The following is a 12,673-nucleotide window of genomic DNA, read 5'->3' as shown; positions in this document are numbered from 1 at the left end:
CACGGGCAGGAAGTGCGGTATCAGCCGGCGATCGAGGAACGCCGCAGGTCGCGGGCACGCGTGAGGATCAGGTCCTCCAGCTTCTGCGTGGTGGCGGCCTGCACAGGCGAGGCGACCCACTGGCCACCGCGATTGATCTCACGCAGCGCGGCGACACGGACCGCATCGGCACGAAGATCCTGGTCGAGGATCGTCACCGTCACCTTCATCCGTTCGGTCGGCGTCTGCGGATTGACGTACCAGTCGGTGACGATGACACCGCCGTTCGAGTCGGTCTGGACCAGCGGCATGAACGACAGGGTGTCGAGGCTGGCGCGCCACAGATAGCTGTTCACGCCGATGGTGGTGACGCGCGACGCGGCGAGATCGCTCTTCGGGCGATCACCCTTGCTGGCACAGGCGGAAAGCGACAGCGCGGCGACAAGCCCGAGCGCGAGGGCGGAACGACGATGCATGGGCGTGAATCCTGCGGGAAAAATCAATCTTGGCCTCTACAGGGGGGCGCCCGCGCCCGCAAGCAGCGCGCCCGACTGTGTGCGCTGTGCAACAGGTAGTATAAATCGCCGTGCGCCGATGGCGACGCCGGATCGAATCATGGTACGTGCTGTTTCGGGACGGGGACCAATTGGAGACCTTAATGATCGCGGGGCGCATCATCGTCGGGATAGTTGCCGGGGCACTTGTTGCCGCGGGCACTCTCGTCGCGCCCGCGTTCGGGGCCACCGACAAGCAGTCGTTGCGTGCACCGACTCGTCAAACGGTGCGCAGCGTCGGCGGTTTCACGCCGGCGGCGGGTGATCCCCGTCTTGCCGCTCTGTTGGCCCGTGGCAATTTCGGTGGCGATTTCCGTTTCACCCCGGCCGAGTCGAGGCATGACACGCGGGCGATGACCGTGGCTGTCCGCGCGCGGACGAATCGTGGTGCGCCGGATCGCAGTGTCGCTGTTGCCGATACAACGATCGGCCTGGCACCGATCGCGTATAATCTGGGGGTCGCCGTCGGCTGGAAGCGGTTCGTGATCGCTAGCGATGTGACCCGTGTCGATCTGGCCAGCCAGCCCGGCGGTCGCGAGGCGGCCGATGTCGCGCTCAGCTATTCGGGCAAGCGGTGGACCGGTCGGGTTGCCGCGGTGGCCGATCGGCCGCTGGCGGATACGCCGCGGGCGGTCGCCGATCTTCCGAGCTATTCGGTCGATCTAGGCGGTTCTTATTCGCTGACGCGCAATCTGGATGTGACGGCGGGCGTCCGGTATCGGTCGGATCGCGAGCGGTTGACGCAGGCAGCGGACCAGCGTCGTGACAGCCAGGCGGTTTATGTGGGCACCGCTTTCCGTTTCTGACGATCGCTGATCGATGCGGAGGGGCCGATTGGCCATGCATCGATACCTGCCCAACCAGTAAACCCCAAATGACGGATGCGACGCCAGCGGCGCGCATCCATGCCACCCATCGCGATCACGCTGATCCCTAACCCTTGACCAATACGTCGCGCCTTGATCGGGCCGAGGGCGGCTGCGCCAGAGTGCGAACGCGTGGCATATAGCGGCGATACGAACAGCAGCTTCGCGCCGGCGCGGAAGCCAGCGATTGCTTCGACCCGGTCATGTGCCGGCCAGCTGGTGGCGCCCGCAACCCTGCCATGGCGTCCGGCGGAACCCGGCAGGGGCGGATCGACAGCCAACAGCACCAGTCGCCGGGCGCGGGTGATGCGGCGCACCCGCTGGAACAGTGCACGCCGCTCCGCTGGTCGCGTGGCACGATGTCGGAAGACGACACCGCTGCCAGGCGGCATATGCAGCAGGATCGACCATAGCCGGTCTTCCAGCCGCTCATCGGTCATCAACCAGCTCTCGGGGTATCGGCGGCGCACGGTGGCCCCTATAGCGCGGGCATGGACGAACAGGACAGTGCAACGCGGCTGGCCGCGATCCGGGCGCGGATCGCCGGGGCGGCGGGACTCGCGGATCGGTCGCCGCAGGATGTGACCCTGGTGGCGGTCAGCAAGACGCAATCGGCCGCGGCGATCCTGCCGTTGCTGGAGGCGGGGCAGCGGGTCTTCGGCGAAAACCGCGTGCAGGAAGCGCAGGATAAGTGGCCGGAAATTCGCGATCGATATGATGGCGTCACGCTGCATCTGGTCGGTCAGTTGCAGTCGAACAAGGCGGCGGACGCAGTGGCGCTGTTCGATGCGATACACTCCGTCGATCGGCCGTCGCTGGTAACGGCCCTCGCCACCGCGATGGACCGCGCCGGCCGGCGACCGACCTGTTTCGTGCAGGTCAATATCGGCGAGGAAGCGCAGAAGGGCGGCTGTTCGATCGCGGACCTGCCGGCCTTGCTGACTCAGGCCTGGGATGCCGGTCTGCCGGTGGCCGGGCTGATGGCGGTTCCGCCCTTTGGGGTGGAGCCAGCCCCCTATTTTGCGCTGCTCGGCAAGCTGGCGCGTGATCATGGATTGGCCGGGCGGAGCATGGGCATGTCGGACGATCTGGAGACGGCGGTGATGATGGGGGCGACGCATGTCCGCGTCGGCACGGCCCTGTTCGGTGCGCGGGAGGCGAAGCCATGAAGTTCGATGCGATCTTGTTCGATTTCGACGGCGTGGTGATCGAGAGCGAGGAAGCGGGCAATCGGCATCTGGCGGAGTTGCTGACCGATCTGGGTTATCCGACGACGCCGGCACAGGCGATGGCGCATTTCACCGGCTTGTCGGGGGAGGGGTTCCTCGACGCGGTTAGAAGCTGGATCGGCGGACCACTGCCCGAGCGCTTCCATGAAGCACGGGCGTTAGAGGATGCGCGGGTCGTGGCGGAGGGGGTCGATGAGGTCGTTGGCGCGTCGGCGTTCGTCCGGTCGTTGCCCGCGTCGCTACCGCGCGCTATCGTGTCGTCGAGCACGACGCATTGGATCGACGCGCACCTGCGGCATCTCGGCCTGCGCGACGAATTCGGGCCGCATCTGTATTCCGGGCGCGAACATGTCGCGCGGGGCAAGCCGGAGCCGGATTTGTATTTGCACGGCGCGGCGATGCTGGGCGTACCGATCGATCGCTGCGTCATTTTTGAGGATTCGTTGATCGGCGTGACGGGCGCGGTGAAGACGGGGGCTTATGTGATCGGCCTGACCGCCGGTACGCATTGCGCACCCGATCATGGCGCGCGATTGCTGGCGCTGGGGGTGGACGCCGTCGCCGGTGATTATGCCGAGGTGGCGCAGCTGCTCGATCACCGCATGGAGGAACGCGCGACGGCATGACGGCAGGCTGGCATTTCTGGATCGATCGCGGCGGCACCTTCACCGATGTCGTTGCTCGCGCGCCCGATGGGAGTTTGCAGGTCGCCAAGCTGTTGTCGGAAGACCCCGATCGCTATGACGATGCAGCCGTCGCCGCGATCCGCCACCTGACCGGCATTGCCGAGGGGCCATTGCCACCCGCGGATATCCGTATCGGCACCACCATCGCGACGAACGCTTTGCTCGAACGACGCGGCGAGCCGACGTTGCTGGCGATCACGCGCGGCTTCGGCGATGCGCTGAAGATCGGATATCAAGACCGACCCGATATTTTCGCGCGCGCGATCGAGCGACCGGCGGCGCTGTTCGCCGAGGTGGCAGAGATCGACGAGCGGATCGATGTTGATGGCAATGTGCTGCGGCCGCTGGATCGCGCAGCGGCGATAGCGGCTTTCACGGCGGCGCGGGCGCGGGGGATCGCGGCGGTGGCGATCGTGCTGATGCATGGCTGGCGCTACACCGCGCATGAGGAGGCGTTGGCCGATCTGGCGCGGGAGGCCGGCTTTACGCAAGTGTCGGTCAGCCACCGGACGGCGCCGCTGATCCGGCTGGTCGCGCGCGGCGACACGACGCTGGCGGATGCATATTTGTCGCCCGTGCTGGGACGCTATGTCGCAGGGCTGGGAACGGCGCTGGCGGGGCAGCGGCCATTGTTCATGCAATCGAGCGGCGGGCTGGTCGAAGGGGCAGCGTTTGGCGGCAAGGATGCGCTGCTGTCCGGGCCGGCGGGTGGGATCGTCGGCATGGCAGAGACGGCAACGCGGGCCGGCTTCACTCATGTCATCGGGTTCGACATGGGCGGCACCTCGACCGACGTGTCGCTCTATGCCGGCACGCTGGAACGGCGGCACGACGCAGTGATCGGCGGCGTGCGTGTTGCAGCGCCAACGATGCGGATCGATACCGTGGCGGCGGGGGGTGGATCGATCTGCCGCTTCGACGGTGGACGGTTGCTGGTGGGACCGGAGTCGGCCGGGGCCAATCCGGGACCGGCCTGTTACCGGCGTGGCGGGCCGCTGACGGTTACCGACTGTAATCTGGTGCTGGGCAAGATCATGCCGTCGCAGTTTCCGGCGCTGTTCGGCCCCGGTGGCGACCAGCCGCTCGATCGCAATGCGGCGGTCGCAGCGATCGATGCGCTGTGTGCCGAAGTGACGGCGGCGACCGGCGAATCAATGGGTCGCGAAGCGGCGGCCGAGGGGTTGGTCGCGATCGCCGTGGCCAATATGGCACGGGCGATCCGGGCGGTGTCGGTGGCGCGGGGCGAAGATCCGGCATCCTATACGCTGGCATGCTTCGGTGGTGCAGGCGGGCAGCATGCCTGTCTGGTGGCGGATGCGCTGGGGATGGAGCGGGTCCTGATCCACCCGTTGGCAGGCGTATTGTCGGCGTTCGGTATGGGGCTGGCGAGCCGGCGGACGATGCGACAGGCGACGTTGGCGACGCCACTGGCCGACCGGGCGGCGTTCGACCACGCGTTGGCCGCGTTGGCGGCGGAGGCGGTAGCGGCGCTGACCGCGCAAGGGTTGCCCAAGACCGCGATCCGCACCGAGGCTTGGGCGCAAATCCGCTATGCCCGTGTCGATCAGCCGATCGAGGTGGCGGCTGGCGATAGCGATGCCATGGCGGCGGCGTTCGCGACGGCGCATCGCCAGCGGTTCGGGTTTCTGGGCGACGATGCGCTGGTGGTCGAACTGGTGCGGGTCGAGGCGATCGGTGACGAGGGCACGGAAGCGGTCGCACCGTCATTGCCCGCCGAGACATCGCCGGCGATCGGCGAAACGGTCGCCTATATGGCGGGCGAGGCGCGGACGATGCCGTTGCACCGGCGCAAAGGACTGGCGGCTGGAGCGGTGGTGCCGGGGCCGGCGCTGATCGTCGATCCGGTATCCACAACCGTCGTCGAGCCGGACTGGCAAGCGGCGGTGATCACTGATGGCAGCCTAGTCCTGTCACGCGTCACGCCCCGCGCGCGGGAGCGGGCGGATGCGGCGGTCGATCCGGTGCGTCTGGAGATTTTCGCCGGGTTGTTCATGGGGCTGGCGGAGGAAATGGGCGCGGCATTGCAACGCAGTGCGGCGTCGGTGAACATCCGCGAGCGCCTCGATTTCTCGTGTGCGCTGTTCGACGTACGCGGCAATCTCGTCGCGAACGCGCCGCATATTCCGGTGCATCTCGGGTCGATGGGGCAGAGCATCCGTCGAGTGATCGAGCAACGTGGTGACAACGCGGACGGGCGCGGGATGCGGCCAGGCGATGTGTACGCACTGAACGACCCCTATGCAGGCGGTACGCACCTGCCCGATATCACCGTCGTGATGCCGGTCTTCGCGGGTGGTCATACGCCGGCGTTCTTCGTCGCCGCGCGTGGGCATCATGCCGATGTCGGCGGGACGAGTCCCGGATCGATGCCGCCCGACAGCAGGACCTTATTCGACGAGGGTATCGTCCTCGACGACGTGCTGCTGGTCGAGAACGGGCGGATGCGGCGGGACGAGATCGCTGCGCTGTTGGGCAGCGGCGACTGGCCGGCGCGCAATATCGAGCAGAATCTTGCCGATCTTGCCGCACAGGTCGCTGCCTGCGCACGCGGGGCGGTGGGGCTGGACGGGCTGGTCGAGGCGCATGGTCTGGATGTCGTCGCCGGTTACATGGAGCATGTGCAGGCGCATGCCGAGGCGATGGCGAGGCAGTTGCTGCGCGGCTTGCCCGATGGTCGTTTCCGCTACGAGACGGATGAGGGCGCGGCGGTCGAGGTGGCGGTGCGCGTCAATCGTGAGGCGGGGACGGCGGTGATTGATTTCGCTGGCACCAGCGACCAGCGACCTTCGAACGTCAATGCGCCGCTGGCGGTGACGCGGGCGGCGGTGCTGTACGTCCTGCGGCTGCTGGTCGATGAAGCAGTGCCGCTGAACGAAGGCTTCCTGCGGCCGGTGACGATTCTGGTGCCGAAGGGATCGATGCTCAATCCGCGCTTCCCGGCGGCGGTAGTGGCCGGAAATGTCGAGACGAGTCAGGTCGTCACCGATGCCCTGCTGGGGGCGCTGGGCGCGATGGCGGCCAGCCAGGGGACGATGAACAACCTGACCTTCGGCGATGACACCTATCAATATTACGAGACGATCGCGGGTGGCGCGGGGGCGGGGCCGGGCTTTGCCGGCGCCGACGCGGTGCAGACGCATATGACCAACAGCCGCCTGACCGACCCGGAGGTGCTCGAGACGCGTTATCCGGTGCTGGTCGAGGAGTTTGCGATCCGGCGCGGCTCGGGCGGTGAGGGCGAATGGCGCGGCGGTGACGGCACGCGGCGGCGATTGCGGTTCAGAGCACCGTTGCGCTCCGGTATCCTCAGCAACCGCCGGCGGATCGCACCGTTCGGGCTGGCAGGCGGCGGCGATGGCATGGTCGGTACGAACCGGGTCGAACGGTGGGATGGTTCGGTCGAGGAACTGGCGGCAACGGCACGGGTCGACATGGCAGCGGGCGACGTGCTGGTGATCGAGACGCCGGGCGGCGGCGGTTACGGGTCCGCTGCCTGATGCTGGTGCTGGCGGGGATCGTGGTGATCGCGGGGGGATTCCTGCTCCGCTTCAATCCCTTGCTGGTCATCATCGTGTCGGCGCTGGTGACGGGACTGGCGGCGGGGCTCGATCCGGTGGCGGTGCTGGCGACGTTCGGCCGGGCATTCAACGATACGCGCTATGTCACCGCGATCTATATCGTGCTGCCGGTGATCGGGTTGCTGGAGCGGCATGGGTTGCAGGCGCGGGCCCGCGCGCTGGTGGGCAAGTTGCGCGGCGCGACTGCCGGGCGGGTGCTGATCGGGTATCTGCTGTTCCGCCAGATCACGGCAGCGTTGGGCCTCGTTTCGATCGCCGGGCCGGCACAGACGGTGCGCCCGCTGGTCGCGCCGATGGCGGAGGCGGCGGCCGATCCGCGTGACGAGGCGGAGAGCGAAACCGTGCGCGCGATGGCGGCGGCGACGGACAATGTTGGCGTGTTCTTCGGCGAGGATATCTTCATCGCGATCGGATCGATCTTGCTGATGAAGGGGGTGCTGGAAGGGTATGGTATCATGCTGGAGCCGTTCCAGTTGTCGGTCTGGGCGATCCCGACTGCCTTTGCCGCCTTCGTGATTCACGGTTTTCGGTTGCTGCTACTCGACCGGCGACTGGCCCGCGGGCGATGATCGGGCTCGGCTTCGTCTATTGCGTGGCGGGCGTCACCTTCGTGATCTTCGCCGCTCAGTCGTTGATGGCGAAGCGCTGGGCGAACGGGGCTTTTCAGGCGCTGATCGCGCTGTCGTTTCTGGCCGGCGACCGATTGGGCGATGTCGGCAACGGCGTACTGGTGCTGGCCTTGGTGGCGATCGCGGCGACGGGTCGGATGCGGCGGGGTGAGGGCGCGCCCATGCCGACCGATCGCGGGGCGCGGGTGTTCGTGCCGGCGCTGGTGATCCCGGCGGTAGCGTTGCTGGGTACGCTGGCGTTCAAGCAGTTTCCGACGCTGGTCGATCCGAAACAGGCGACGCTGGTGGCGCTGGCGGCGGGAACACTGATCGCGCTGGCGCTCGGCTTGTACCTGATGCGGGCGCGGCCGGCGGCGGCGTTCGTCGCGGGACGGGGGTTGATCGACGATATCGGCTGGGCAGCGGTGATGCCGCAGATGCTGGCGAGTCTGGGGGCGGTGTTCGCGCTGGCGGGTGTCGGCCAGGTCGTCGGCGGATTGATGGGACAGGTGATCCCGACCGGCAGCGTGATCGGCGCGGTGATTGCCTATGCGTTGGGCATGGCGGTGTTCACGATGATCATGGGCAACGCCTTTGCCGCGTTCCCGGTGATGGCGGCGGCGATCGGTGTGCCGCTGCTGGTGCGCGGTGCCGGTGGTGATCCGGCGGTCGTCGCGGCGGTGGGTATGCTCGCGGGATTCTGCGGCACGTTGATGACGCCGATGGCGGCGAACTTCAATCTGGTGCCGGCGGTGCTGCTGGAGCTGAAGGACCGATATAGCGTGATCCGCGCCCAGATACCGACCGCGTTGCCGCTGCTGCTGTTCAATATCCTCCTGTTGTACTGGATGATCGCATGACCGGGATCGATGCCAACACCGCCGGCCGGTTTGCACGACTGACGCTCGGCCATGTGACACGGGAATATCCGCACAAGCTGGACCATGTGTTGAACGGAGCGGCGGATGCGGAGACGCCATCGGCGCTACACCCGGTATTTTACGGCAGTTTCGACTGGCATAGCTGCGTCCATGGCTGGTGGCAGGTGCTGCGCTTGCGCCGGCTGTTCCCGACGATGCCGGAGGCGGCGTCGATCGCGGTGCTGGCAGACAGGATGCTGGTGCCCGAGAAAATGGCGGGCGAGCTTGCCTATCTGGCGCGGCCCGATGCGGGCGGGTTCGAGCGGCCTTATGGTTGGGCATGGGCGCTGGCGCTGCATGACGAGGCGGTTCGTCATTCCAAACCTTGGGGCGACGTGCTGGCACCGCTGGCGGCGGCGTTCGCGGCGCGGTTTGCGGCGTTCCTGCCCAAGCTGACCTATCCGTTGCGGGTCGGCACGCATTTCAACACCGGCTTCGCGCTGACATTGGCGCATCGCTGGGCGGTGACGCACGATCCGGCATTGGCGGCGTTGATCGGCGAGCGCGCGCGATGCTGGTTCGCCGAGGATCGCCACTGCCAGGCCTGGGAACCGGCCGGCGACGAGTTCCTGTCGCCGGCGCTGTGTGAAGCGCTGCTAATGGCCGAGATACTGCCGGCACCGGCGTTTCGCGACTGGTTCGATGCGTTTCTGCCCGAGGTGACGGCGGGGCGACCGACGACGCTGTTCACGCCGGCGATGGTCAGTGATCGCAACGACGGCAAGATCGCGCATCTCGATGGCCTGAACCTCAGCCGTGCCTGGTGCTGGCGGACGATCGCGGCGCGGTTGGGTGAGGACCATCCCGTGCATGATGCGGCGCAGGCGGCGGCCGAGCGACATCTGGCGGCGAGCCTGCCGCATCTGGCCGATACCTATATGGGCGAGCATTGGCTCGCGACCTTTGCGCTGCTCGCGCTGGAGCCGCTATATAATTAGCGGAAAATGGTGCTGCCGGTGAGGATTGAACTCACGACCTCAGCCTTACCAAGGATGCGCTCTACCACTGAGCTACGGCAGCACTCGACCGTTTCGGGCGAAGCGCGCCTAGAGCGGAGGCGGGGCGTGTTGTCAAGGCTTTGGTGGGTGGAGTAGGGCGGTAGTATGACGAAGGACGAGGAAAAGGTCGAACGAATGGCCGCCGCGCTGAGGGCGAACCTTCGGAAGCGCAAGATACAGGCGCGGGGGGTAGAGGCGTCAGGCGAGCCGGTCGATCCTCATCGGACGAAGGACCCGGCGGCGTAGGTGGCGATACCGGCCGCTTCCCAGGCGGCGAACGAGGCGCCGCAGCCGACACCGAGTACCGCAAGCGCGAACATCAGCCGACGGGCGCACATTTTTCCAAAAGCCATGCCTTCACCTCATCCTCTACAAGGGGGCCGATGATCTGCGTCACCTTGGCGTGATAGGCATTGAGCCATGAAAGCTCATCGACAGTCAATAGGGCCGGATCGATCAGATCCCGCTCGATCGGGGCGAAGGTGAGCGTCTCGAATCCCAGCATGACACGATCGGGATCGCCGCCGGGGATGGCGCGGGGTTCGACCAGCACCAGATTCTCGATCCGGATGCCGTATTCGCCCGCCTTGTAGTAACCGGGCTCGTTCGACAGCAGCATGCCGGCGCGCAGCGGTTCGAGCGCCTGACCGCCGGGATAGGCTGGATTCGCGATGCGTTGCGGGCCTTCATGGACCGACAGATAGGCGCCGATGCCGTGCCCGGTGCCATGACCGTAATCTAGGCCTGCTTCCCAGAGCGGCCGGCGGGCGAACGCGTCGATCTGGCCGCCCATCGTCCCGTCCGGGAAAACGGCGGTCGCGATGGCGATATGACCCTTCAGCACGCGGGTGAAGCGATCGCGCATGTCCGGCGTCGGCGGGCCGATCGGCAGCACGCGGGTGACGTCGGTGGTGCCATCGGCATATTGGCCGCCCGAGTCGATCAGGAAGAGATGGCCGGGTTCGATCGTCGCGTCCGATTCGTCGGTGACGTGATAATGCGGGATCGCCCCATGCGCGCCGGTGGCGGAGATGGTCGAGAAGCTGGTGTCGCGCAGCAGGCCGGACGCCTGGCGGCATTCGAGCAGCTTCGCGGCCGCGGACAGCTCGGTCTCGGTGCCGGCCGGACAGGTGGTCGCGGCCCAATGGAGGAAACGGGTGAGGGCGGCACCGTCGCGCGCGGAGGCGGCGCGGTGGCCGGCGATCTCGGCGGGGTTCTTGATCGATTTGGCCAGCAGCACCGGATCGCGCTGCGCGATGACGGTGGCGCCGCCCGCCTCCAGCGCATAGACGATCGCGGCGACCGAGCCGGCGGGGTCGGCGACGACGCGGCGGCCGGCGAAATCGCGCAGGGTCGATTCGAACCGGGTGCGGTCGTGCAGGCGCACCGAATTGCCGAGATGCTGGCGGACCGCGTCGTCGATCTTGTCGGGGGCGACGAACAGGTCGGTGGCGCCATCGGCGTGGACGATCGCATAGGCGAGCGCGACGGGAGTATGATCGACATCGCCGCCGCGGACGTTGAGCAGCCACGCGATAGAATCGAGCGCCGACAGCACCACCGCATCGGCGCGCTTGTCGATCAGCCAGTCACCGATCGCCGCGCGCTTGGCGGCGGAAGAGGCGCCGGCGAAGTCGTCGTGATGGACCGTCATGATCGCGGGCGACGGGGCGGGGCCGCATCGATCGGGTTGGTATCGACCGGCACCAGCACGGCGCCCCGATCCGCCAGCGCGGCGCTGGCCTCGTCCACCCAGGCGCGGGTGTGGAGCCAGGGATCGTAACCGATGCGCGCGCCGCCATCGACATGCTCGCCCAGCCAGCCCGCGACCGAGGTCTGCGGCACGCTGACGAACTGCCAGTCGTCACCCGATACCTGTTCGCGCACCTGCAACGTGTAGCGGCCATCGGTGAAGATCGCCGCATCGGCGGGCAGGACGACGGCAGTGCCGGCGGAACCCTGAAAGCCGGTCAGCCATGCCAGCCGCTGCGCATAGGCGCCGACATATTCGCTCAGATGCTCGTCGGTCAGGGGGATGACGAAGCCGTCGAGACGCTGGCGGGCGAGGGGCGCGCCCGCCCGCGCGTGGGGGCGATTATAACGCCGGTGGTGTGGCGGGTGGTCATCAGGTGATGGCTTTTGCCAGATGCGGGGGGTGTAGGACAGGGGTGTGTGGGTTCACGCGAAGGCGCGAAGGCGCGAAGAGAAGTGCAGAAGGAGGTGATTCACGCGGAGACGCGGAGGCGCGGAGATTTCGTTTTGGGTTATCGTGCGGGCAGTTACCGGGCGAGCCGATATGGGTGGCGCGGATGAGGTGGATGATGTTTCACCGGGCGTAACCCCTCCGCGTCTCCGCGTCTCCGCGTGAACATCACTTTTTCTGCTTCGCGGCTTTGCGGCTTCGCGTGAACATCCTGTTTTGAGGTTCGGAGTCTTGCTGCCCGTTCCTGTCAGAGTGATCGCCTTGGGCCACCCTCACCCTTCCGACGCTGCGCGCCTCCCTCCAGCGTCGGGTGAACAGTGCGGGGCACTGTTCACCCGACGCTCCCGAGGGGAGAGGGATTTTCAGGTGTTTGGCTGGGGGTGGTGGGGGACGAGGATCAGCGTGTTGTCCTCGACGCGCCAGGATTTCAGTCTGGACAGGAAGTTCATGCCGATCACGTTGATGTCGCCGAAGGCGGGGGAGACGACGACGGACAGGTCGCGGGCGACGATGTTGCCGAGGCGCAGTTCGTCGACGCTGGTCGTCTGGGCCTGCACGGTGCCGTTGGCGGTGCGCAGCAGGATGGGGACGATCCCCTCACCGACCGACAGGCCGGCGGCGGCGGCGGTGCGGGTCGAGATGGCGGTGACGGTGGCGCCGCTGTCGACCAGCATCCGCCGTTCGGTCTCGCCGATCCGCACGCGGACCCAGAAATGGCCGTCGGGGCTCATCCTGACGCGCATCGTGTCGCCGACGACGCGCTGGTCCTCCAGCTTCAGGAACCGGGTCACGCGGCCGAGATAGGGGTCGAATTCCGCCCGCTGGCCCAGCACCGTCAACAACAGCAGCGCGATCGCGCCCCAGGTGACGACCTGCACCGCCAGCCGCACGATCATCAGGCGCCGCGCGAGCATCAACACCGCGACGACCGCGATCACGGCGGCGTAGAGCGTGGGATGGGAGACCGGGTCGGGGATCATCGAACGATGATGATAGCGCAGGCTGCCTGTATGCAAGATGACCGGACCCAA

Annotated in this window: 11 protein-coding genes, 1 tRNA gene and 1 pseudogene; 8 read left to right on the top strand and 5 right to left on the bottom strand. The window is 67.1% G+C overall.

The features are described 5' to 3' along the window. Positions 1–20 precede the first annotated feature (20 nt). Positions 21–455, bottom strand: a complete 435-nt coding sequence (locus ASG67_RS10785; protein WP_056529673.1) for a DUF3576 domain-containing protein — start codon at positions 453–455, stop codon at positions 21–23. A 182-nt stretch (positions 456–637) separates the two neighbouring features. On the opposite strand from ASG67_RS10785, the gene ASG67_RS10780 reads away from it, so the two are divergent. Next, positions 638–1,339, top strand: a complete 702-nt coding sequence (locus ASG67_RS10780) for a hypothetical protein (RefSeq protein ID WP_082543463.1) — start codon at positions 638–640, stop codon at positions 1,337–1,339. Here ASG67_RS10780 and ASG67_RS10775 read toward each other — a convergent pair. Further along, on the bottom strand, positions 1,312–1,839 hold the full coding sequence (locus ASG67_RS10775) for a thiamine phosphate synthase (protein WP_056529670.1): 528 nt from the start codon (positions 1,837–1,839) through the stop codon (positions 1,312–1,314). The genes ASG67_RS10780 and ASG67_RS10775 overlap by 28 nt on opposite strands. 51 nt (positions 1,840–1,890) lie before the next feature. Here ASG67_RS10775 and ASG67_RS10770 point away from each other — a divergent pair, with 51 nt between their 5' ends. The 6 genes from ASG67_RS10770 to ASG67_RS10745 are packed head-to-tail and all read left to right on the top strand — an operon-like array spanning position 1,891 to position 9,379. Then, positions 1,891–2,568, top strand: a complete 678-nt coding sequence (locus ASG67_RS10770; RefSeq protein ID WP_056529668.1) for a YggS family pyridoxal phosphate-dependent enzyme — start codon at positions 1,891–1,893, stop codon at positions 2,566–2,568. After that, positions 2,565–3,254 carry an HAD family hydrolase gene (locus ASG67_RS10765; RefSeq protein ID WP_056529665.1) on the top strand — a complete coding sequence of 230 codons (690 nt, stop codon included), beginning with the start codon at positions 2,565–2,567 and terminating at the stop codon, positions 3,252–3,254. The genes ASG67_RS10770 and ASG67_RS10765 overlap by 4 nt, the downstream gene beginning before the upstream one ends. Beyond that, entirely contained in the window at positions 3,251–6,832 is a 3,582-nt protein-coding gene (locus tag ASG67_RS10760) for a hydantoinase B/oxoprolinase family protein (protein WP_056529662.1), read from the top strand. Before ASG67_RS10765 ends, ASG67_RS10760 begins: the two co-directional genes overlap by 4 nt. Then, positions 6,832–7,482, top strand: a complete 651-nt coding sequence (locus ASG67_RS10755; protein ID WP_056529660.1) for a DUF969 domain-containing protein — start codon at positions 6,832–6,834, stop codon at positions 7,480–7,482. The genes ASG67_RS10760 and ASG67_RS10755 overlap by 1 nt, the downstream gene beginning before the upstream one ends. Continuing rightward, positions 7,479–8,381, top strand: a complete 903-nt coding sequence (locus ASG67_RS10750; protein ID WP_056529657.1) for a DUF979 domain-containing protein — start codon at positions 7,479–7,481, stop codon at positions 8,379–8,381. Before ASG67_RS10755 ends, ASG67_RS10750 begins: the two co-directional genes overlap by 4 nt. Beyond that, entirely contained in the window at positions 8,378–9,379 is a 1,002-nt protein-coding gene (locus ASG67_RS10745; RefSeq protein ID WP_056529654.1) for a DUF2891 domain-containing protein, read from the top strand. Before ASG67_RS10750 ends, ASG67_RS10745 begins: the two co-directional genes overlap by 4 nt. Before the next feature lie 7 nt (positions 9,380–9,386). On the opposite strand, the gene ASG67_RS10740 is transcribed toward ASG67_RS10745, so the two are convergent. Further along, positions 9,387–9,461 (bottom strand) — tRNA-Thr (locus ASG67_RS10740). An 83-nt stretch (positions 9,462–9,544) separates the two neighbouring features. Between ASG67_RS10740 and ASG67_RS18905 the strand changes: the two genes are divergently transcribed. Further along, positions 9,545–9,685, top strand: coding sequence for a hypothetical protein (locus ASG67_RS18905; protein WP_156460765.1), 141 nt, complete (start codon positions 9,545–9,547; stop codon positions 9,683–9,685). 73 nt (positions 9,686–9,758) lie between these two features. Here ASG67_RS18905 and ASG67_RS10735 read toward each other — a convergent pair. Further along, positions 9,759–11,476: pseudogene (locus ASG67_RS10735) on the bottom strand (aminopeptidase P family protein). A 528-nt stretch (positions 11,477–12,004) separates the two neighbouring features. Continuing rightward, positions 12,005–12,622, bottom strand: coding sequence for a TIGR02281 family clan AA aspartic protease (locus ASG67_RS10730; protein ID WP_056530513.1), 618 nt, complete (start codon positions 12,620–12,622; stop codon positions 12,005–12,007). Positions 12,623–12,673: the final 51 nt, after the last annotated feature.

Origin of the sequence: Sphingomonas sp. Leaf339 (assembly GCF_001426195.1) — a bacterium.
Classification (GTDB): domain Bacteria; phylum Pseudomonadota; class Alphaproteobacteria; order Sphingomonadales; family Sphingomonadaceae; genus Sphingomonas.
Note: the sequence above shows the minus strand (reverse complement) of the source record. Positions and strands in the feature narration are given on the sequence as shown.